This is a genomic window from Mycolicibacter sinensis (assembly GCF_001667375.1).
In the GTDB taxonomy this organism is placed as follows: domain Bacteria; phylum Actinomycetota; class Actinomycetes; order Mycobacteriales; family Mycobacteriaceae; genus Mycobacterium; species Mycobacterium sinense_A.
On the sequence record NZ_LZIN01000031.1, the window covers coordinates 23,371 to 43,589 of the forward strand.

The window sequence follows — 20,219 nt, forward strand, 5'->3', positions numbered from 1 at the left end:
GGTCAGTTGATGATCTCGTCGCGCTCCTCTGCCCGCAGCGCGGCCAATCGGTCGCGCCACTCCTGCAGCGCCGCGGGGGATAGCCGCGTCCAGTCGTCGACTTCTTTGATGACCCGGAGTGGCTCTGTGCTGCGGTAGGAGCGGGTCGGATTGCCGGGGAACTTCTTATCGGTGACGTTCGGATCGTTCTCGAACGCACCGGTCGGTTCCACGAGATACACCCGCGGCTTGCCGTCGCCGGCCGCGAGCTCGGCCGCCAGCCCGGCGCCGTCGCGCACGGCGGTGAAATAGATGTGGTTCATCACGATTTCGGGCCGGTAGTTGGAGCGGAAGCCTGCGGTGAGCAGCGCGCCGACCCGCAGTTCTGCCTTGGTTCCGTGGAAGAACGGGCCTTCATCCAGCACGGGATTCACCGCGTCAGGCTACCGGGTATGAACCGCCGCGAGAGTGCAGCCATGCTGGAAAAATCGCCGGATCACCTGCGTAGCTTCAATTTCGCGGGAAAGAACGTCGCCGACGTGTGTCACGCCGGTGACCTGACCGCAACCGGGGCAGAGGACGCTCGTCGTCATGGCGGTGGTGGAGGCGATTTACCTGGTGGCGGCGACGCTGTGGATTCTGGTGGTGACCGCGGCGGTGTGCGTCGGAGGCCGGTACTTGCTGAAGCTCCGCGCCCGGCGGCGTCGCATCAATCGGTTGATCGGCGGCGTACGCCTGTCCATTGAGCGCGCCATGGGCCCGTACCGGGCTGTGGCGCGGCCGGTCCTTGCCGTATCGAGAGGACGGGTTGTCGGGGGTCGCGGCTAACGTCCCCGGCATGAATTTCGTCTCGACTCGCATCATCACCGCCGACGTCAAGCGCCTGGTCGGCTTCTACGAGCTGGTCACCGGCGTCTCCGCAGTGTGGGGCAATGAGCTGTTCGCCGAGATCCCGACACCTGTCGGCACGCTGGCCATCGGCAGCGACAAGACGGTCCCGCTGTTCGGGGCCGGGTCCGCCGAGCCGGGCGCCAATCGCAGCGCGATCCTGGAGTTCATCGTCGACGACGTGGACGCCGAGTTCGAGCGCCTCCGCGGGCAGGTGTCCGAGGTCGTGACCGAGCCGACGACCATGCCGTGGGGCAACCGCGCGCTGCTGTTTCGGGATCCCGACGGCAATCTCGTCAACCTGTTCACCCCGGTCACCGACCAGGCCAGGCGTAAATTCGCAATTTGATGGGCTGAGCAGCTGGAATACCAATCGGTATACTCCCATTATGGTTACGACGATCAAGGTGCCGGCCGAGCTGCGCGACCGGATCAACCGCGAAGCGCAGGAACGAGGCATAACGGCGGCCGGCTTCATCGAAGGGCTCCTCGATGGCTACGAACGACGCCGGCGCATGGAGGCATTCGGGCGGGCATTCCGCGGGGCGGATCGTGCCTACTGGGACGAGTTCCGCGAGTGGGACGTCGTACTGAACGACGTCTGACATGGCGAGTGAGCTGCGGCGGGGGATGGTGGTTTGGGCGGAACTCGATCCCGTACGCGGGCGCGAGCAGGCCGGCCGACGTCCGGCGCTCGTGGTCGCCAGCGATCTCTACCTCGAACAGGCTGACACCCTGGCGATCATCGTCCCAGCGACGACGAAAGACCGCGGTTGGCCCAACCACGTGCTTCTGCAGGGGCCGGAGCTGACATTGGGCGAGCCGACGTTCGCCATGACCGAACAACCGCGGACGGTCACGCGCGAACGACTCTTCGACGTCATGGGCATCGTTGGCGCTGCAACGATGCGCGAGGTCGATAGCTGGCTGCGCGACTTTCTCGGATTGTCGTGAGGCTCAGGCCCTACCGGCCGACTACCAGATGACGGCGAGTCCCGCGGCGGTCAGGATCAGCGCGCCCGCGGCGTAGAACAGCACCCGCGGAGCCGCCTCGCCGGATCGGCGTTGCCGGGCCCGGCCGATCCCGAGCACCGCGCCCAGGGCGATCAGCAGCACCAGCTTGGTCCCGATCTTGGGGTAGTTCAGCACCACGTCGGCGGGCCAGGGCGCGGCCAGCGCCAGGCCGGTCACCAACGACAGCACCACGCCGTAGTCCATCACCGGCGTGAGCTGGAAGCGCCGTGCCGCGGCCTCGGCGGCCAGCGCCCCGAACGTCACCGCGAAGCCGACGATGTGCAGCAGAACTATTACGTGCCGTAGTACCTCCACGGGGCTCAGGCTACCCGTGACATGGGCATCGGCCAATCGTTGGCAGCCGGCCGCCCATTACCCTTGACCGGCATGACCTCATCGACCACCCGCCTGGCCGCCGTTGTCGCCGCCACCAGCGACCCGGCCGCTGCCGATCCGGCCGGCTCTCAGGTCGTGTTCCGGGCCTCCGCGGTCGCCCACGACGCGGTGGCCAGCACGATCACCATGGGGCGCTACAGCGTCGAAGTCGACGAACCGCCCACGCTCGGCGGTGAGAACACCGCCCCGAACCCCGTCGAGTACTACCTGGGCTCGCTGCTGTCGTGTCAGATCGTCACCTGGCGGTACTGGGCGGAAAAGCTGGGCATCACCGTCGACGAGATCACCGGCCAAGCCGAGGGCGACCTTGACGTGCGTGGCTTCTTCGGCTTGGACGACGCGGTGCGTCCCGGCTTCAGCGAGGTGCGGGTCGTCATCACCGTAACCGGCCCGGAAACCGCGGAGCGCTACGCCGAACTGCATCGGGTCGTCGAATCCCATTGCCCGGTGTTGGATCTCACCACCAACCCGACGCCGGTGCACACCCGCCTCGAGGTGGGTTAAGCAGCCGGCAGCAGCTCCAGAAACGCCCGAGCGGCCGGATTGGTCGGCACCGCGGTGCGACCGACCAGCGCCAGTCGGCGGGTGGGCGGTGCGCCGCCGCTGACCGGGCGCAGCCCCACCATGTGCAGGCCGCTGTGGCGGGCGACCGGCTCGGGCACCACCGCCACCCCGAGTCCGTGCTCGACCAGGCCCAGCGCCTGATCCATCTGGCTGGTGCGAAACGCGATCCGCCGCCGCACCCCCGCGTCGCGGAACAACGCGGCGACCACGGTCTTTCCCGGTCATCGGGACACTGGTCTGGATCGGCGAGATCTGGGCGCAGCGTTGTTACGCTCGCCGTTGATTCAGCGCCGGTCGGTAGGAGCAATGGTGATTTTCATCGTGGTGAAATTCGAGACCAAACCGGAGTGGGCCGAGCGCTGGCCGCAGCTGGTCGCCGACTTCACCGAGGCCAGCCGCGCCGAAGAGGGCAACCTGTGGTTCGAGTGGTCACGCAGCCTGGACAACCCCGACGTGTACGTGCTGGTCGAAGCGTTTCGCGACGGTGCGGCCGGCAGTGCGCACGTCAACAGCGAGCACTTCGCCCGGGCGATGGCCGAGATGCCACAGGCGCTGGTATCGACCCCGAAGATCATCAGCCAGCAGCTCGACGCGACGGACTGGTCGCTGATGGGGGAGCTGACGGTCGACTGAGCGATCAGGGCACGACGACGATCTCGCGGCCCAGGTGATAGCCGGGGGTCAGCGGCAGGATGTCGCCACTCCAGAACGACCCGGGGTCGAACCAGTTCGCGTTCTTGTCGGTCGACAGCAGCCCCATCTCCTCGTAGGTGATGGCCACCGTCTCGGCGCAGTAGGCGGTTTGCAGCGCCACTTTGCTGGTACGCGCCTTGCGGCGTTGGCTGATCTCGCGCGCTTTGCGCTCCAGGACGGGAATGCCGCGGGTCCAGTCGCCCAGGGTCGGCAGCCGGCCGCGCAGCCATCGGCCGGTGAGCCGCGCCGTGGTGGGAAACGCCGTGCCGTCCATTCGGGCGATCGCCTGCAGCAGCCGGTCTTCCTGTTTGCGGGTGATGGTTCCGTGGAGCTGACGGAACCAGCACCGCTGCTGGTAGCGGCCCGTCCACTGTTCGACGGCGGCCCGGGCATCGTTGAGCTGCACCCCGCGGTGGTTGGTGCCGGTCCAGAAGTCGAGCAGCTTGTCTCCGAGTTCCGCATGCCAGATCAGCGGCGGCAGGTCGTCGAGGGCCACCGTCATCCCGACGTGGTTCACCGGGGCGTTGGACAGCGTCTGGATGGCGCGGTCGGGACCGGAGCGGCCGCGGAACAGCCAGATGTCGCCGGTGCGGGTCTCGGCCAGCGCACGCTCCAACGTCACGGTGTGTTCGTCCACGTCAGCACCATAGGGTGTGATCGTGCGCAGCATTTGGAAATGGATCGGCCTGGCGGGCGTGGTCGGTGTCGCCGCCGGGGGAGTGCTGGTGGCGCGAGACCAGCGTCGGCGGCGGGCCTACACGCCCGAGGAGGTCCGCGCCCGGCTGCATCAGCGGCTGGCCGAAGCCGGCGGTTGAGCGAGGCTAGTCGACGTTCACCGCGTACAGGCGGTGGGTTCCGGCGAAGCCCTTCAGTTCGGCGTCGCGGCCGGCCCCGACGGCGATGTCGGCGCAGTCCTTGACCGCGTCGCGCACCGGGCCGCTGATCAGGATCTGGGCGCCGTCGGCGGCGGCGGCGACCCGGGCGGCCATCGCGACGTTGCGTCCGAACAGGTCGTCGCCGCGGCGCACCGAGCGGCCCATGTGAATCCCGATCCGGACCCGGATCGGATGCGCCGGCTTGCGGCCGCGGCGCTGCTGCAGTGCGTGTTGGATGTCGATGGCGCAGCGCACCGCCTGCTCGGGTTGCGCGAACGCGATCATGTAGCCGTCGCCCTGGCTCTTGACCACATGCCCGCCGTGCTGGCCGACCGTGCGCTGCACCATCTCGTCATGGCGGGCGATCAGCTTCACCCAGGCGCGGTCGCCGATGCGTTCGTTCAGCGCGGTGGACTCCTCGATGTCGGTGAACAGGATCACCACGTGCCCGTCCGGGGTGAGGCGGGCCAGGTCGGGTCGCTCCACCTCGGCCCAATCGGCGAGATCTTCGATCGACGACCGCACCGCCGCGCCGAACCCCTGCTTGCGCACCAGGTTCGCGGTCTGCCACACGGTTTTGACGGCCTCGCGTCCGCCACTCAACAGCAGGTTGCGGGTGTCGACGCGCTGTCGCAGCTCCTCGGCCTCGGCCCGGGCCTGACGCAGCTGTCGGGTCAACACCGCCAGGGCGACGGCCTCGGCGACGACCACCGCCGCCAGTGCGCCGACCGCCAGCAGCGTCGGCGTCAGCCATTCGATCCCGAACATTCAGGCGGACACGAACTCGACGACGGCCGCGCTGAAGGCGTCGTTGTCGTCGCCGGCCGCGGTGTGCCCGGCCTCGGACAATTCGACGAACCGCGCGCCGGGAACCTTGTCCAGGAAGTCTCTGACGCCTTCGGCGCTGACCACGTCGGAGAGCTTGCCCCGGATCAGCAGGATCGGGATCTGCAGGCCGATGGCGGCCGCCTCGATCTTGTCGGTGCGCAGCGCCGGGTCGTCGCCGGGCTTGGTCATCAACGCCGGATCCCAATGCCAGTACCAGCGGCCGTCACGGAACCGAAGGTTCTTCTTCAGCCCCTCGGGGCTGCGGGGTTTGGTCCGGTGCGGCAGGTACTCCGCGACGGCGTCGGCGGCCTGCTCCAGTGAGTCGAAGCCGTCGATGTGGCTGAACATGAAGTCGCGGATCCGCGCGCTGCCGTCTTTTTCGTAGCGCGGCACTACGTCGACCAGCACCAGTTTGACCACCCGTTGCGGGCCGGCCTGATCGGCGACCAGTATCCCGGTCAGCCCGCCCATGCTCGCCCCGATCAGCACCACCGGGCGGCCGATCGCCTCGATGACCGCGACGGCGTCGGCGGCGAGCGTCTCGATGGCGTAGTCGGCGCCGGGCGCGCGGTCACTGTCGCCGTGGCCGCGGGTGTCGAGCGCGACGACGTGGTAGCCCCGGTCGGCCAGGATCTGACCGGTCTTGTGCCAGGAGTGCCGATTCTGGCCGCCCCCGTGCAGCATCACGATCGTCGGGTCGCCGTCTGCGGCGATACCCCGGTTCCATTCATCGGCGACCAGCGTGACTCCGCCGACGCCGTCGAAGTCGACGGTCTGGGCTGTGCTCATCAGGAAATGGTAGACAGTGTGAATCATGGTGGGTGAGGACATCGCCGGCGCCGGGCAGCGTCGCGCACTGATCGCGGGGCTGATCGGGGTGCTGGTCTCGGCTTGCCTGCTCGGCTGGCTCGGGTTCCGTGCCGAAGCGGCTCACCACGTCGTCGCGCAGCGGGAGATGTTTCTGCATGCCGCCCGCCAGACCGCCCTTCACCTCACCACGGTCGACTACCAAGACCCCCAGGGTGACGTGCAGCGCGTCCTCGACTCGGCGACCGGCGAGTTCTACCAGCGGTTCGCCGAACGGGCCCCGGTGCTGATCGAGACCGTCACCCGGGAGCACTCGCAGGCGGCCAGCGCGGTGAGCGAGGCGGGTCTGGAATGGCAGTCCGGCGACGAGGCGCAGGTGCTGGTCGCTGTCAGCGTCGCCTCAAAGCATCTGGGCGGTCTGGACCAGCAGCCGCACGAGCTGCGGATGCGGATGACGGTGCAGCGGGTGGGCAAGCAGGCCAAGGTTTCCGACGTTGAGTACGTGTCATGAGGCGGCTGGTCTACGGTGTGCTGCCCGGGCTGATCCTGGCCATGGCAGTAGCGGCCGGGTGGTTGAAGTGGTACGAGGGGACGATTCGCGCCAGCGAGGCGGGGAGCGCCGAAACCATCGCGGCCGCAACCGAAACCACCATCCGAATACTGACGTTTGCGCCCGACACCATCGAACGCGATCTGGCCGGTGCACAGCAACTGATGACCGACGGCTTCCGGGCGGAATTCGCGGCGCGCGCCCGCGATCGGATCATCCCCGATGCCAAGGCGCGCAACGTCACCGCGGTGGCCGAGGTTCCGGCCGCGGCATCGGTGTGGGCCACCCGCGATCACGCGGCGGTCCTGGTCTTCGCCGACCGCACCGTCACGGTCGGCTCCGCCGAGCCCGCCTATGTCGATTCGAGCTACCGGGTGACATTGGACAAAGTCGACGGCCGGTGGCTGGTCGCGGGTTTCGAGCCGGTCTGAGGGGTAGACGATGAGTGAACCGCGCTGGATCGACGTGGCGGCACCCGAGGTGGCGCTCAAGGCCCTGAGTTGGGGAGAGCCGGGTAACCCGGTGGCGTTGTGCCTGCACGGTTTTCCCGATACTCCCTACGGATGGCGTCGGGTGGCTCCCCGGCTGGTCGCGGCCGGCTGGCACGTGGTGGCGCCGTTCATGCGGGGTTACGCTCCGTCGTCGATCCCGGACGACGGCAGCTACCACCTCGGGGCGTTGATGGACGACGCGCTGCGGGTCTATGACGCCGTGGGCGGGACCGGACGCGATGTGGTGATCGGTCACGACTGGGGCGCGTTAACGGCGACCGGCTTGGCCGCCATGCCGGACAGCCCGTTCGCCAAGGCGGTGATCATGTCGGTGCCCCCGCCGGCGGCCCTTCGCGCGGCCGGGGCAGGCGACAAGATCGTCCTGGCCGGCCACCTTCCGGCGCAGCTGGTGCGTAGCTGGTACATCGGCTACTTCCAACTGCCGTGGCTGCCGGATCGGTCCGCCTCGTGGGTGCTGCCGCGGCTGTGGCGGCGCTGGTCGCCGGGTTATGACGCCGAGGAGGATCTGCGGCACGTCGACGCGGCGATCGGGACCCCGGAGGGCTGGCGGGCGGCGCTGGGCACTTACCGCGCCCTGCGCAGCGCGCAGGTGCCGGACCGCTACGCCGATCTGCACCGGTACTGGCTGCAGCTGCCGCGGTTGCCGATCCTGTACCTGCACGGACGGAACGACGGCTGCATGTCACCGGCCTTCACGCGGTGGGTGAATCCGGCACTGGCGGACGGCAGTACCGCGGCCGTGGTGGAGCATGCCGGGCATTTCCTGCAACTCGAGCAGCCCGACGAGGTGGCCGACCGGGTGCTGCAATTCTTGACCTGATGAGCCGGGCGATGCGCGGACACCGGATGGCCGCGGTCGACGCGCAGTTCTACTGGATGTCGGCGAAGATCCCCAGCGACCAGTTCCTGCTCTACGCGTTCGCCGGAGTGCCGGCGGGCCTCGACGCTGCCGTCGAGGCGCTGCTGGACCGGGCCCGGCAGAGCCCGGCGCTGACCATGCGAGTCGAGGATGCCGGTTCGCTGGGCTACCCGCGGTGGGTTCGGGCATTCGACCACATCGGCGTGGTTCGACATCGGGTCCGTGAGGACAGCTGGGCCGGTTGCCTGGACGCGGTGGTGCGGCTCGGTGATGACCAGCTCGACGTCCGGGCGGCGCCGTGGCGGCTGCACGTGTTCGCACCGGTGCACGGCATCCCGGGCCACCGCGGCGCCGGCACCGTGGCAGTGCTGCAGGTGGCACACGCCCTCGCCGACGGGGCGCGGGCCTCAGCGCTGGCGGCCTGGCTGTTCGGGCGCGCGGCGCCGGTGACTGAGGTGGCCGCCCCGGCGCGCGGGTTTCTGCCCTGGCGCGCCGTCGTCGCGGCACGGGAGCACCGCAGCCGCGTCCAGGACACCGCCGCCGGACGGCTGCCGCCTGCCGTCGGGGACCGGCCGCCGCTGGCCACCAACAACCGGCCTGCCGGGGCCCGCGCGGTACGCACCCTGGTGCGCCACCGTGCGGAACTGAGCGGGCCCACCGTCACCGTGGCAGTGCTGTCGGCGGTGTCCGCGGCGCTGTCGGAGTACCTCGACGAGCCGTGCGATTCTCTGGGAGCTGAGGTGCCGATGGCTAAGACCGGTATTCGCCTGGCGCACAACCATTTCGGCAACATTGCGGCGGGCCTGTATCCGCGATCGGATCGCGAGGCGCGCTGCGAACGGATCGCTGCCGACCTGGCCGGCGGCCGCCTTCGTGCTGAGCACCCGGCCACGGCGGCCGCCGACCGGGCCTTCGCGGTGACACCGGCGGCGCTGTTGCGCTGGGGTATCGGAAAGTTCGACGCGCAGACCCGGCCGGTGCGGGTGACCGGCAACACCGTGGTGTCCAGCGTGTACCGCGGTGCGGCGGATCTGCGCTTCGGCAGCGTGCCGGTGCTGCTGACCGCGGGGTTTCCCGCGCTGTCCCCGGCGATGGGCCTCACCCACGGCGTCCACGGCATCGGCGACACGGTGGTGATCAGCGTGCACGCCGCCGAGTCGGCGATCAGCGAAATCGACGGATATCTACGATTACTGGATGCGTCATTGTAGTTTGGGGCACATGGCCGCTGCTGATGTTGCTTTGCTGATCCTCCGCTTGGTGCTGGGTGTGACCCTGGCGGCACACGGTTTCAACAAGTTCTTCGGCGGGGGCCGTATCCCGGGCACCGCGGGGTGGTTCGAGAGCATCGGGATGAAATACGGCAAATTCCAGGCCGTGACGGCCGCCAGCGCCGAGATCGCCGCCGGGCTGGGACTGGCCGCCGGCCTGCTCACCCCGATCGCGGCCGCCGGGTTCGTGGCGCTGATGTCGGTCGCGGTGTGGACCGTGCACCGCGGCAACGGCTTCTTCGTGCTCAGCGAAGGCTGGGAATACAACCTGGTGCTGGCTACCGGTGCCGTCGTGGTGGCAATGCTCGGGCCGGGCCGGCTCAGCCTCGATCACCAGATCTTCTGCCGCTGTTGGCTCAACGGCTGGGCGGGTCTGGCGATCTCGGTCGGATTGGGGCTAGCCGGGGCGATCGGCCAGCTGGTGCTGTTCTACCGGCCGCCGGCCGTGACCGGCGAGTAAGGCAGTCCGCTACCGGCCCGGCTGAACTGAAATCCGTTGGCCGACTGACGTTTGTCACATCGTGCGTACCGTGTGAAACATGCAGGTACATGAGGTCCGAACCCGGGAATCTGCCTGCACGAGCACAAGATCGACCACGTCGCGCACCTGGGCCCGTCGGTGGCCGCCGGCATCGGCACCATGCTGCGGCTCGATCCGGAGGTCATCTACTCCGCGATCGGCCAGGCGCTGCACCTGACAACGGCTACCCGCCAGTCCCGCAAGGGCCTGATTTCCAGCTGGAAGGCCTATGCTCCGGCGCACGCCGGCAAGGTGGGCATCGAGGCGATCGACCGGGCGATACGCGGCGAGGGATCCCCGGCCCCGATCCGGGAGGGCGAAGACGGCGTCATCGCGTGGCTGTTGTCCGGTCCCGAACACACCTACCGGGTGGCGCTGCCCGGCCGTGGCGAACCCAAGCGCGCCATCCTGGACAGCTACACCAAGGAGCACTCGGCCGAATACCAGAGCCAGGCGCTGATCGATCTGGCGCGCCGGCTGCGGGAACGCATCGGCGACCTGGAGCAGGTCGCATCGATCGTGCTGCACACCAGCCACCACACCCACTACGTGATCGGGACCGGCTCGGGCGACCCGCAGAAGTTCGACCCGGACGCCTCGCGCGAGACCCTGGACCACTCGGCGATGTACATCTTGGCCGTGGCCTTGCAGGACGGCACCTGGCACCACGAACGCTCCTACGCGCCTCAGCGGGCGCACCGCCCGGACACGGTTGCGCTGTGGCACAAGATCTCCACCGTCGAAGACTCGGAGTGGACCCGCCGTTACCACTCGACCGAGCCGGACGAGAAGGCCTTCGGGGCGCGTGCCGAGGTGACGTTGAAGAGCGGCGCGGTGATCACCGACGAACTGGCCATCGCCGACGCGCATCCGTTGGGGGCGCGGCCATTCGGGCGCCCCCAGTACACCGCCAAGTTCACCGGGCTCGCCGACGCAGTGGTCGAACCGGCCGAGCAGAATCGATTCCTGGCGGCGGTCGAGGGCCTGGCGGGCCTCGGTGGCGGGGAACTGGGCGCGTTGAACATCGTGGTCGATCCGCTGGTACTGGACAAGGCGCCGGATACCCCGCCGGGGATCTTCCGGTGAGCGGGCCACGTGAGCTCGGGGGTTTCCCCGCGCGTACCTAGAACACGTTCTAATCTGGCGGTCATGGGCTTTCTCAAACAGGACACCCCACAGATCGACTTCGAGGAATGGAGCCGGGGCACCCGGGCGGAGCGCATCATCCCGATGGCCCGGCACTGGGCCGAAGTCGGCTTCGGCACCCCGGTGCTGCTGCACCTGTTCTACGTGGTCAAGATCGGCCTGTACATCCTGGGTGCGTGGCTGATCTGTCTGACCACGCGCGGTATCGACGGCTTCACCGATGTGGCGCAGTGGTACGCCGAGCCGGTGGTGTTCGAGAAGGTCGTGCTCTACACGATGTTGTTCGAGGTGATCGGTCTGGGCTGCGGGTTCGGGCCGCTGAACAACCGGTTCTTCCCGCCGATGGGATCGATCCTGTACTGGTTGCGCCCGAACACCATTCGGCTGCCGCCGTGGCCGGGTCGGATACCGCTGACCGCCGGCGATCGCCGCACCCCGTTCGACGCCGCGCTGTACGCGGCGCTGCTGGTGTTGCTGGTCATTGCGTTGTTCTCCGACGCGACAGGGCCGGTCCCCGCGCTTGGGACGACGGTCGGGGTGCTGCCGGCGTGGCAGATCTGGGCGGTGCTGGGTGTGCTGGCGGTGCTGGGGCTGCGCGACAAGGTGATCTTTCTGGCGGCCCGCGGTGAGGTCTATGGCTCGTTGACCGTCGCGTTCCTGTTCGCCGGCTACGGCGTGGACCTGATCCTGGGCGCCAAACTGGTGTGCCTGGTCATCTGGTTGGGCGCGGCGACCTCCAAACTCAACAAGCACTTCCCGTTCGTCATCTCCACGATGATGAGCAACAACCCGCTGTTTCGCTCGCGGTCGATCAAACGCAAGTTCTTCGAACACTTCCCGGACGACCTGAGGCCGGGCCGATTGTCGCGCTGGCTCGCGCATTTCTCCACGGTGATCGAGATGGGTGTCCCGCTGGTGTTGTTCTTCAGCCACGGCGGGTGGGCAGGCGCGATCGCCGCGTTCGTCATGCTGTGCTTCCACTTCGGCATCCTGTCGGCGATTCCGATGGGAGTTCCGCTGGAATGGAACGTCTTCATGATGTTCTCGGTGCTGGCGCTGTTCGTCGGCCACGCCGGCGTCGGGCTGGGCGATCTGACGACGCCCTTGCCGATCCTGCTGTTCGTCGTGGTCGCGGGAACCGTCGCGCTCGGAAACCTGTTCCCGCGCAAGGTGTCCTTCCTGCCGGGCATGCGCTACTACGCCGGCAACTGGGATACCACACTGTGGTGCATCAAGCCGTCCGCCGACGCGAAGATCGCCGAGGGCATCGTGGCGATCGCCAGCATGCCCGCCGCCCAGCTGGAGAAGTTCTACGGCAGCAAGGAGGCTGCCCAGATCCCGATGTACATGGGATATGCGTTCCGCGCCTTCAATACTCACGGCCGGGCGTTGTTCACCTTGGCGCATCGTGCGATGGCCGATCAGAACGAGGACGACTACGTCCTCACGGACGGTGAGCGGATCACCAGCACCGCGATCGGCTGGAACTTCGGTGACGGGCACTTCAGCAACGAACAGCTGATCGCCGCGTTGCAGCAGCGGTGCGGGTTCGAGCCGGGGGAGGTGCGGGTAGTGATTCTCGACGCCCAGCCTATCCACCGGCAAACCCAGTCCTACCGGCTGGTGGACGCCGCCACCGGGGAATTCGAACGCGGCTATGTGCGGGTGGCCGACATGGTGACCCGCCAGCCGTGGGACGACGACGTGCCGGTGCACGTCGAGATGTGATCCAGATAACTGGTCCAACCAGTTGACCAGTCGGGCCGGGTGCTCGACCATATAGCCCATGGATCTGGCGCCCATTCCGCGGACCGCGGTCTCCGACACGATCTTCGTGCGCCTCATCGAGGAGATCCTGACCGGACGCCTGCCGGCCGGCGAACCCCTGCCGTCGGAACGCGAACTGTCCCTGACGCTGCAGGTCAACCGGCATGCGGTGCGCGAGGCGCTCAAGCGGTTGCAGCAGGCCGGGCTGGTCCGGATCAGCCACGGCGGCAAGACGCGGGTGCTGGACTGGCGGACCAGCGCCGGCCTGGATGCCCTGACCGGGCTGGCCCTCGCCGGAGTGATCCCCGCACGCCAGATCATCGGCGACGTCGCGGTGATGCGGCGTTCGATCGCGGCGGATGCCGCACGACTCTGTGCGCGGAGCGCCTCGGCGCAGCAGCGGTCCGCGATCACTGCCGCCGCGAAGGCATACCCGGTTTCCGGGGAGTTGGAGTTGGTGATCGACGCCGACCTGACGTTCTGGATCGCCGTCATCGACGGGTCGGGCAACATCGCCTACCGGCTGGCGCTGAACACCCTGGTCGCCGCCTACGACGAGATCGGACGAGAGGCGATCTACGCGCTGGGAGCCGCCGAATTCGCCGACCGTAGCGCACACATCGACCTGGCCGCCGCGATCGCGGCAGCCGACGAGGACGCCGCGTATCGGTTGGCCGAAGAGTTGCTGACCCGGTTCGTGGCGGCCTGCCAGGCCGACGCCGACGGGGCGGGGTAACTGCGGTGTTCGATCTCATCGCCCACGCGATCCCGGTCTTCGTGCTCTGCCTGGTTCTGGAGGCGGTGTCCTTCGCGGTGCTGCCGAACGACGAGGAGCGTGGCTACGAATTACGGGATACCCGAACCAGTCTCACTATGGGCATCGGCAACGTGATCATCAACATCGGCTGGAAGCTGGCGGTGTTGGCGGTCTTCAGCGGGGCCTATCTGCTGGCGCCGGTTCACCTGCCGGCGAGTAACCCGCTGACCTGGATCGCGCTGTTCGTCGCCGACGACTTCGCCTACTACTGGTACCACCGCACTCACCACACCATCCGGGTGTTCTGGGCCAGCCACGTGGTGCACCACTCCAGTCAGCACTACAACCTGTCCACCGCCCTGCGCCAGACCTGGACGCCGTTCACCGCGGTCCCGTTCTGGGTGCTGCTGGCGTTCGCCGGGTTCGCCCCGTGGATGATCCTGCTGCAGCAGTCCATCAGCCTGCTCTACCAGTTTTTCATCCACACCGAGCGGGTCGGGAAGCTCTGGCGGCCTGTCGAATTCGTCTTCAACACCCCGTCACACCACCGTGTCCACCACGGGTCGAACGAGAAGTACCTCGACACGAACTACGGCGGCATCCTCATCGTGTGGGACCGGCTGTTCGGCACCTTCCAGCCGGAGGGGGAGCGGGTGGTCTACGGGCTGACCAAGAACATCGAGACGTTCAACCCGGTGCGGGTGGCCACCCACGAGTACGTCGCGATCTGGCGCGACGTACGGAGCGCACGCAATTGGCGGGCGGTGTGGGGCCACCTCTTTCGCGGGCCGGGATGGCAGCCCGCCGGCTGAACAGGCAGCTTGACTCGCGAAGGTTACCCAGAGTCCCGGGCGCTGTCACCGACACGATGTCGGACCCCCGCCAGGACGTCGTCGGCTGCGCGGAACCGCAGGTGATGGATCTGCCCGGTCGTGACGGTGAAGTCGAAGGCGACCTTGACCTGTCCGCGGTGGATCCAGGCGGCGCCCGGGCGATCCTCGACGAAGACAGCGAAGGCAGCTGCCGCAGCGCCGTTGAAGAAACTGGCTACCTCGCCGGCGCCTTCCAAGCGAGTCGGCGTGCCCAGCGCAACCGCGGACGCATCGGCAGTCACCACCACGTCGGGAGCCAGCAACTCGAGCAGCTGGGCGAAGTCTCCCTCGCGCGCCGCGGTCATAAACGCGTCCACGACCTCCCAATCGGCGAGGGCATCGGCGGGCGCTGGTGGGCGCACCTTGGCCCGAGCCCGCGAGGCCAGCTTGCGCGCCGCGACCGAGGTGGTGTCGAGCATCGTCGCGATCAACTCGAAGTCAAAACCGAAGCTGTCGTGTAGGACAAACGCCACCCGCTCGGCGGGCGTGAGCCGATCGAGCACCACCTGCAGTGCGATACCGACGGTGTCAGCCAGTACCAGGTCGTCGGCGGGATCGGGTGCCGTTTCAACGTCTATCGACTCCGTCGGTATCGGCGTACGAGCTCGTAGCCGGTCCACGCACAGCCGAGAGGTCACTGTTGTCAGCCAGCCGGGCAGATTTGTGATCGGGGCATCGGCGGCCTCCAGCCGCAACCACGCCTGCTGAACGACGTCCTGCGCCGCGTCGGCATCTCCCAGGATGTGCGCAGCGATGCGCTGCAGGCGTGGGCGCTCGGCCTCGAAGCCGTCAGCAAGCTGCTCGTCGCTCACCATGGCGGTCACACTTTCGTCGTCGGGTGCGTCAACATCCTGACGCACCCGGACCGCCCGGTGCGACCAGAGGAGGAGAACCCCCGTGAAGACCATGACCTGCCAGGAACTGGGTGGCCCATGCAACTTCGCCCACCGCGGTGAGAGCGCCGACGAGATCATCAAGGCGCAGGACCGGCACCTCAAGGAACTCGTCAGGGCCGGCGACGAGGCCCACGTGCCCGCCCGAGACGACATGAAGGGCCGCTGGCGCCGCCCCATGAAGTCGATGGGCTGGTACAACGATGTCAAGAAGCGGTTCGCCGAGCTGCCCGAGGCGTGAGACCGTGAATCCGGCATCATCAGATTTCAGGAACTCGTATCGAGGAGCGCACATATGGCATCCGAGAAGCGCACGGTCAACAGCGATGATCCGTCAGCTCTGATCGACGGCCGCATCTCCGAATTGGCCGACTGGCGCGGTGAGCTGCTGGCCACCATCCGCGAAGTGATCATCACGACGCTGCCCGCCGTGGTGGAACAGTGGAAATGGCGCGGTGTGCCCACGTGGTACCAGGACGGGATCATCTGCACCGGAGAGACCTACCGGGAGAAGGTCAAGCTCACCTTCGCCAAGGGAGCCTCGCTGCCCGACCCGACCGGACTGTTCAACGCCAGCCTCGAGGGCAATACCCGGCGTGCGATCGACCTCCTGGAAGGCGACACCCTGGACGTGAAGGCCTTCGCGGCCCTCGTCCGCGCAGCCGCCGAACTCAACGCGCAATGACGTAACGCTGGATGCCTCGGCGATCACCGCCGGCGGGGCTTACCCGCGCGGCACCCACTCGCCGTAGAACGGCGGCATCGCCGAGGCCCGGGAGGTGAACTGCGGGTCACGCTTCTCCAGGAAGGCCCGCACCCCGTCGGCCCCGTCGCCGATGCTGGTGTAGAACATCGCCAGCGAATCGACCCGGTGCGCGTCTACCGGGTCGGGCTGCGCGGAGTTGCGGTAGAGCATCTGGCGGATCAGCGCGAACGACACCGGTGAGCGGCCCTTGGTCCAGGCGTCGGCCAGCTCTCGCGCCTGGGCCAGCAGCACGTCCGGTTCGTGGAGCGACTGGGCGATCCCGCAGGCACGCGCGCCCTCCGCGTCCAGGATGTCGGCGCGGTAGAGCAGGTCCAAAGCCGTTGGCACCCCGACGATCCGGGGCAGGAACCAGGTCGAGCAGGCTTCCGGGGTGATCCCTAGTTTTCCGAACACCAGCCCGAACCGGGCCTTGGTGGAGAACAGTCGGGCGTCCATCGCCAGCATCATCGTGGCGCCGATCCCGACCGCGGGGCCGTTGACCGCGGCGATCACCGGTTTGCGGCAGCCGTAGATCGCCAGCGTCACCCGCCCGCCGGTGTCGCGCACCCGGGCCAGTTCCGGATCGTCGAGGTCCGCCATGTCGGCCAGCGTCGGCGACTTGGTCTCGTCGAGGCCGAACACGTTGCCCGAGCTGGACAGGTCCATCCCTGCGCAGAACGCCCGTCCCTCGCCGGTGACGATCACCGCGCGTACGGCGTCGTCGTTGTTGACCTCGATGAAGGTGCGCTCCAGTTCCTCGGCCATCTCGACGGTGAAGGCGTTGAGGTTGTCCGGTCGGTTCAGGTACACGGTGAGGATCCCGTCCTCGACCTCGTGGCGGATCGTGGTGAAGTCCATGTCTGCTCCTCCTCGGCTACGCCGAACGTGCACCCACTGCGAAATTTTCATGATTCTTTCGCAGCAGGCGCACGTTCGGCGACCGGGGTCCCGTCAGACCTAGACGCCGGCGCGGGCCTGCTTGGCCGCGGCGACAAGGTTGGCCAGCGAGGCGGTAACCTCGTCGGTTTTGCGGGTCTTGAGGCCGCAGTCCGGATTCACCCAGAGTCGTTGCGCTGGAACCGCGTCGAGGGCTTCCCGCAGCGAGGTGGCCATCTCATCGGTGCTGGGCACCCGTGGAGAGTGGATGTCGTAGACGCCCGGCCCCACCCCGCCTGCGAACCCGATCGCGTTGAGGTCGTCGAGCACCTCCATGTGCGAGCGCGCCGCCTCGAGGGAGGTGACGTCAGCGTCGAGGTCGGCGATCGCACCGATCACCTCGCCGAACTCCGAGTAGCACAGGTGGGTGTGGATCTGGGTCGCGTCGCTCACCCCCGACGTCGACAGCCGGAAGGCGCCGACCGCCCAGTTCAGGTAGGCCTCCTGGTCGGCCTTGCGCAGCGGCAGTAACTCGCGCAGCGCGGGCTCATCGACCTGGATCACCGCGATGCCGGCTTTCTCCAGATCCACCGTCTCATCGCGGATGGCCAGCGCCACCTGGTTGGCGGTGTCGGCCAGCGGCTGGTCGTCGCGGACGAACGACCACGCCAGAATGGTCACCGGGCCGGTGAGCATGCCCTTGACCGGCTTGTCGGTCAGTGACTGGGCGTAGGTGGCCCACTCCACCGTCATCGGATGCGGACGGAAGACGTCGCCGAAGAGCACCGGCGGCCGCACGCACCGGCTGCCGTAGGACTGCACCCAGCCGTTGGCGGTGGCGAAGAAGCCCTCCAGCTGCTCGGCGAAGTACTGCACCATGTCGTTGCGCTCCGGCTCGCCGTGCACCAGCACGTCCAGGCCGAGCTGCTCCTGCAGCTTGATGACGTCGGCGATCTCGGCCTTCATTCGGCGGGTGTATTCCGCTTCGTCGATCTCGCCGGCGACCAGCGCGGCCCGGGCCTTGCGGATGTCGACGGTCTGCGGAAACGACCCGATGGTGGTGGTCGGCAGCGGCGGCAGGTGCAGCCGCTCGCCCTGGGCGGCACGCCGGGCCTCGGCGCTGCCGCGGCGCGCGCCGGCCGCGGTGATCGTCGCGATCCGGTCGCGGACATCGGCATTGCTCAGCCGCGGGTCGGATTTGCGCGAGGAGACGGCGGCGTTGGAGGCGGCGATCTCGTCGGAGACGGCATCGCGGCCCTCGGCCAGGGCCCGAGACAGGACGGCCACTTCGGTCACCTTCTCGGCGCCGAACGCCAGCCAGCTGCGCAGGTTGTCGTCCAGCGCCGAATCGGCCTCATACGACAGCGAATAGGGGACATGCAGCGTCGAGCAAGACGTGGAGACAGCCACCGCAGCCACCGACTCCCGGACGGTCGCCAGCTTCGCCAGCGCGGCCTCCAGGTCGATGCGCCAGATGTTGCGGCCGTCGACGACACCGGCGACCAGGGTCTTGGAGGCCAACTCCGGAACCGCGGCCACTGAGTCCACCGAGCCGTAGACCAGATCCACGCCGATCGCCTCGACCGGGGTTCGGGCCAGCGCGGCCAGCGCACCGCCCGGGTCGCCGAAGTAGGTGGCGACGAAGATCGCCGGCCGGCCCGCCACACCGGCGAGGCGGCTGTAGACCTGTTCGGCCAGCGCCGGGGCGTCCGGGGCGCCGTCCGTCACCAACACCGGCTCGTCGATCTGCACCCACTCGGCCCCGGCTTCGGCCAGCTTGGAAAGCAGCTCGGCGTAGACGTCGGTCAGCTCGTCGAGGCGGAAGATCGGCGCCGGCGCACCGTCGACCGCCTTGCTCAGCAGCAGGAAGGTGATGGGACCGATGATCACCGGGCGAGCCGGAATCCCTTGCTCGGCAGCCTCTTTGAACTCAGCGAGCACCTTGGCCGGATTCAGCGCGAACTTGGTGTCCGGGCCGATCTCCGGAACGATGTAGTGGTAGTTGGTGTCGAACCACTTCGTCATCTCCAGCGGGGCGATCTCGGAGTTGCCCCGTGCGGCGGCAAAGTAACGGTCCAGCTCGTCGGCCACCCCGGCGACCCGCTGCGGGAGCGCACCGAGCAGCACCGCGGTGTCGAGCATCTGGTCGTAGTAGGAGAACGTGTTCACCGGCACCGAGTCCAGACCGGCGGCGACCAACTGTGCCCAGGTGTCGCGGCGCAGGTCGGCAGCGACCTTCTTCAGTTCGTCTTGTCCTATCCGGGCGGCCCAGTAACTCTCGGTGGCGCGCTTGAGTTCGCGGCGCGGCCCGATCCGCGGAGATCCGAGAACGGTGGCGGTAAAGGGTTGAACGGTCACGATGCGATCCTTTGATCCAGAGGGTGGGTCACCGCCGGCGGTCGTCCAGCCAATCCGGTTCCGTGCAATTTAACGCACTATAACGCTGAAAAACCAGACGCCCATTCCGCGAGGCGTTGATCCGCCGGGCGCGGCGCGCCCGACACAACAGGTAGGTCTTCGGACTCGCAGGCGCGCACCGGGGGTGCTCCTAGTGGCCGTCGCTTCCCAGTCGTGGGCGAACCCTTGACCAGTGCCGATGACGGCGGTCGTTCCTGCATACCGCTGCGGGACAGCCCCGGACTCTCACCGGGTTCCCTCTCACGCTCCACGGAAAACCGCGTTGCGCTCGATGTCAACGCCGCCACTACTACCGGCGATGTCGGCAAACCAGTTGCGTGGTCGACGTTACCCGCTCATCCGGCCTGCAGCGCTGCCGCGACGGGGGTCTGGCCGTCGTTGAATTCGATGGTGCGGCGAATCGTCGTGGGGTCGGCCAGGCAGGCCGCGATCACCTGCGCGACGTTGGCCCGGGACACCTGACCTTTGGCCGTGTCCGGGCCCACCGTGATCCGCCCGGTCGCCGGTTCGTGGGTCAGCCGGCTCGGCCCCAGCACCGTCCAATCCAGGTCCGTGGCCCGCAGATGGGCGTCGGCGGCGGCCTTGGCCTGCGCGTATGGGTAGAACGGATCGTCTTCCGCCACGCCGTGATCAGGACCGGCGCCGAAGTAGGACACCATCACAAAGCGCCGGACGCCGGCTTGCGCGGCGGCGTCGATGGTGCGGATGGCGGCGTCGCGGTCGACGGCGTAGGTGCGCGCCGGGTTGCCGCCGCCGGCACCGGCGGAGAACACCAGCGCGTCGTGGCCGGCCACCAGCTCGGCCAGCTCGTCGGTGTCGAGCTGTTCGATGTCGGCCACCACCGGCACCGCCCCGGTCACCGCGACTTCCTCGGAGTGGTCGGGATTGCGGAAGATCGAGGTCACCTCGTCACCGCAGTCGGTCAGGATGGGGCTGAGCAGCAAGGCGACGTTGCCGTGGCCGCCGACGATCACAATGCGCGCCATGAA

General features: G+C 68.1%; 27 protein-coding genes, 1 pseudogene and 1 riboswitch. Of the genes and pseudogenes, 18 read left to right on the plus strand and 10 right to left on the minus strand.

The genetic code is table 11. From position 1 onward, the window contains the following. Window positions 1–2 precede the first annotated feature (2 nt). Window positions 3–413 (minus strand): NAD(+)--rifampin ADP-ribosyltransferase, encoded by a 411-nt coding sequence (arr, locus tag A5771_RS05210; protein ID WP_064854136.1) that lies wholly within the window; start codon window positions 411–413, stop codon window positions 3–5. Window positions 414–570: 157 nt separating this feature from the next. On the opposite strand from arr, the gene A5771_RS05215 reads away from it, so the two are divergent. From A5771_RS05215 to A5771_RS05230, 4 genes are read left to right on the plus strand one after another with little or no spacing between them, the layout of a single operon-like run. Further along, window positions 571–807: a hypothetical protein gene (locus A5771_RS05215; RefSeq protein ID WP_064854137.1), complete on the plus strand. Its 237-nt coding sequence runs from the start codon at window positions 571–573 to the stop codon at window positions 805–807. A gap of 10 nt (window positions 808–817) precedes the next feature. Next, entirely contained in the window at window positions 818–1,216 is a 399-nt protein-coding gene (locus tag A5771_RS05220; protein ID WP_064854138.1) for a VOC family protein, read from the plus strand. A 40-nt stretch (window positions 1,217–1,256) separates the two neighbouring features. After that, window positions 1,257–1,472 carry a hypothetical protein gene (locus tag A5771_RS05225; protein WP_064854139.1) on the plus strand — a complete coding sequence of 72 codons (216 nt, stop codon included), beginning with the start codon at window positions 1,257–1,259 and terminating at the stop codon, window positions 1,470–1,472. Between the two features lies 1 nt (window position 1,473). Then, window positions 1,474–1,821, plus strand: coding sequence for a type II toxin-antitoxin system PemK/MazF family toxin (locus A5771_RS05230; RefSeq protein WP_064854140.1), 348 nt, complete (start codon window positions 1,474–1,476; stop codon window positions 1,819–1,821). A gap of 21 nt (window positions 1,822–1,842) precedes the next feature. Here the strand turns inward: A5771_RS05230 and A5771_RS05235 are convergent, their stop codons facing one another. Further along, window positions 1,843–2,196: a hypothetical protein gene (locus tag A5771_RS05235; protein WP_064854141.1), complete on the minus strand. Its 354-nt coding sequence runs from the start codon at window positions 2,194–2,196 to the stop codon at window positions 1,843–1,845. Between the two features lie 72 nt (window positions 2,197–2,268). On the opposite strand from A5771_RS05235, the gene A5771_RS05240 reads away from it, so the two are divergent. Further along, window positions 2,269–2,781, plus strand: a complete 513-nt coding sequence (locus tag A5771_RS05240; protein WP_064854192.1) for an OsmC family protein — start codon at window positions 2,269–2,271, stop codon at window positions 2,779–2,781. Here the strand turns inward: A5771_RS05240 and A5771_RS05245 are convergent. Then, a complete protein-coding gene (locus A5771_RS05245; RefSeq protein WP_064854142.1) occupies window positions 2,778–3,050 on the minus strand; it encodes a LysR family transcriptional regulator substrate-binding protein in 273 nt (90 codons plus the stop codon). The genes A5771_RS05240 and A5771_RS05245 overlap by 4 nt on opposite strands. 100 nt (window positions 3,051–3,150) lie before the next feature. Between A5771_RS05245 and A5771_RS05250 the strand changes: the two genes are divergently transcribed. Next, complete coding sequence (locus A5771_RS05250) at window positions 3,151–3,474, plus strand: putative quinol monooxygenase (RefSeq protein ID WP_064854193.1); 324 nt, start codon at window positions 3,151–3,153, stop codon at window positions 3,472–3,474. A gap of 4 nt (window positions 3,475–3,478) precedes the next feature. On the opposite strand, the gene A5771_RS05255 is transcribed toward A5771_RS05250, so the two are convergent. Continuing rightward, window positions 3,479–4,171: a hypothetical protein gene (locus A5771_RS05255; RefSeq protein ID WP_064854194.1), complete on the minus strand. Its 693-nt coding sequence runs from the start codon at window positions 4,169–4,171 to the stop codon at window positions 3,479–3,481. A 22-nt stretch (window positions 4,172–4,193) separates the two neighbouring features. Between A5771_RS05255 and A5771_RS22495 the strand changes: the two genes are divergently transcribed. Beyond that, window positions 4,194–4,349: a hypothetical protein gene (locus tag A5771_RS22495; protein ID WP_109401032.1), complete on the plus strand. Its 156-nt coding sequence runs from the start codon at window positions 4,194–4,196 to the stop codon at window positions 4,347–4,349. Window positions 4,350–4,355: 6 nt separating this feature from the next. Here A5771_RS22495 and A5771_RS05260 read toward each other — a convergent pair whose 3' ends face one another. Beyond that, on the minus strand, window positions 4,356–5,177 hold the full coding sequence (locus tag A5771_RS05260) for an adenylate/guanylate cyclase domain-containing protein (protein ID WP_064854143.1): 822 nt from the start codon (window positions 5,175–5,177) through the stop codon (window positions 4,356–4,358). Further along, a complete protein-coding gene (locus tag A5771_RS05265) occupies window positions 5,178–6,026 on the minus strand; it encodes an alpha/beta fold hydrolase (RefSeq protein ID WP_109401033.1) in 849 nt (282 codons plus the stop codon). Window positions 6,027–6,051: 25 nt separating this feature from the next. On the opposite strand from A5771_RS05265, the gene A5771_RS05270 reads away from it, so the two are divergent. The 9 genes and pseudogenes from A5771_RS05270 to A5771_RS05310 all read left to right on the plus strand — a co-directional run bounded on the left by A5771_RS05270 (window position 6,052) and on the right by A5771_RS05310 (window position 14,238). Continuing rightward, a complete protein-coding gene (locus A5771_RS05270) occupies window positions 6,052–6,555 on the plus strand; it encodes a hypothetical protein (RefSeq protein WP_064854145.1) in 504 nt (167 codons plus the stop codon). Beyond that, window positions 6,552–7,025, plus strand: a complete 474-nt coding sequence (locus tag A5771_RS05275) for a hypothetical protein (RefSeq protein WP_064854146.1) — start codon at window positions 6,552–6,554, stop codon at window positions 7,023–7,025. Before A5771_RS05270 ends, A5771_RS05275 begins: the two co-directional genes overlap by 4 nt. A 10-nt stretch (window positions 7,026–7,035) precedes the next feature. Then, complete coding sequence (locus tag A5771_RS05280) at window positions 7,036–7,926, plus strand: alpha/beta fold hydrolase (RefSeq protein WP_064854147.1); 891 nt, start codon at window positions 7,036–7,038, stop codon at window positions 7,924–7,926. A gap of 11 nt (window positions 7,927–7,937) precedes the next feature. After that, complete coding sequence (locus tag A5771_RS05285; RefSeq protein WP_064854195.1) at window positions 7,938–9,176, plus strand: hypothetical protein; 1,239 nt, start codon at window positions 7,938–7,940, stop codon at window positions 9,174–9,176. 10 nt (window positions 9,177–9,186) lie between these two features. Further along, a complete protein-coding gene (locus A5771_RS05290) occupies window positions 9,187–9,696 on the plus strand; it encodes a DoxX family protein (RefSeq protein ID WP_064854196.1) in 510 nt (169 codons plus the stop codon). A 105-nt stretch (window positions 9,697–9,801) separates the two neighbouring features. After that, a pseudogene (locus tag A5771_RS05295) lies at window positions 9,802–10,842 on the plus strand (MmgE/PrpD family protein); the annotation flags it as partial. A gap of 63 nt (window positions 10,843–10,905) precedes the next feature. Beyond that, window positions 10,906–12,630 carry a DUF3556 domain-containing protein gene (locus A5771_RS05300; protein WP_064854148.1) on the plus strand — a complete coding sequence of 575 codons (1,725 nt, stop codon included), beginning with the start codon at window positions 10,906–10,908 and terminating at the stop codon, window positions 12,628–12,630. 58 nt (window positions 12,631–12,688) lie between these two features. Then, window positions 12,689–13,405, plus strand: a complete 717-nt coding sequence (locus tag A5771_RS05305; RefSeq protein WP_064854149.1) for a FadR/GntR family transcriptional regulator — start codon at window positions 12,689–12,691, stop codon at window positions 13,403–13,405. Window positions 13,406–13,410: 5 nt separating this feature from the next. Next, window positions 13,411–14,238, plus strand: coding sequence for a sterol desaturase family protein (locus A5771_RS05310; protein WP_064854150.1), 828 nt, complete (start codon window positions 13,411–13,413; stop codon window positions 14,236–14,238). A 23-nt stretch (window positions 14,239–14,261) separates the two neighbouring features. On the opposite strand, the gene A5771_RS05315 is transcribed toward A5771_RS05310, so the two are convergent. Next, window positions 14,262–15,158 (minus strand): sigma factor, encoded by an 897-nt coding sequence (locus A5771_RS05315; protein WP_234782958.1) that lies wholly within the window; start codon window positions 15,156–15,158, stop codon window positions 14,262–14,264. 46 nt (window positions 15,159–15,204) lie between these two features. Between A5771_RS05315 and A5771_RS05320 the strand changes: the two genes are divergently transcribed. Continuing rightward, on the plus strand, window positions 15,205–15,432 hold the full coding sequence (locus A5771_RS05320) for a hypothetical protein (protein WP_234782960.1): 228 nt from the start codon (window positions 15,205–15,207) through the stop codon (window positions 15,430–15,432). Window positions 15,433–15,486: 54 nt separating this feature from the next. Continuing rightward, complete coding sequence (locus tag A5771_RS05325) at window positions 15,487–15,876, plus strand: DUF1801 domain-containing protein (protein ID WP_064854152.1); 390 nt, start codon at window positions 15,487–15,489, stop codon at window positions 15,874–15,876. Between the two features lie 39 nt (window positions 15,877–15,915). Here the strand turns inward: A5771_RS05325 and A5771_RS05330 are convergent, their stop codons facing one another. From A5771_RS05330 to A5771_RS05340, 3 genes are all read right to left on the minus strand, one after another. Beyond that, the gene (locus A5771_RS05330) at window positions 15,916–16,794 is read right to left on the minus strand and encodes a crotonase/enoyl-CoA hydratase family protein (protein WP_064854153.1); all 879 of its coding nucleotides are present in this window, start codon (window positions 16,792–16,794) and stop codon (window positions 15,916–15,918) included. Between the two features lie 99 nt (window positions 16,795–16,893). Beyond that, window positions 16,894–19,170, minus strand: a complete 2,277-nt coding sequence (metE, locus tag A5771_RS05335; RefSeq protein ID WP_064854154.1) for a 5-methyltetrahydropteroyltriglutamate--homocysteine S-methyltransferase — start codon at window positions 19,168–19,170, stop codon at window positions 16,894–16,896. A gap of 133 nt (window positions 19,171–19,303) precedes the next feature. Beyond that, a riboswitch (cobalamin riboswitch) is annotated at window positions 19,304–19,508 on the minus strand. Between the two features lie 57 nt (window positions 19,509–19,565). Further along, window positions 19,566–20,216, minus strand: a complete 651-nt coding sequence (locus A5771_RS05340; RefSeq protein ID WP_064854155.1) for an SDR family oxidoreductase — start codon at window positions 20,214–20,216, stop codon at window positions 19,566–19,568. Between the last annotated feature and the right edge of the window lie 3 nt (window positions 20,217–20,219).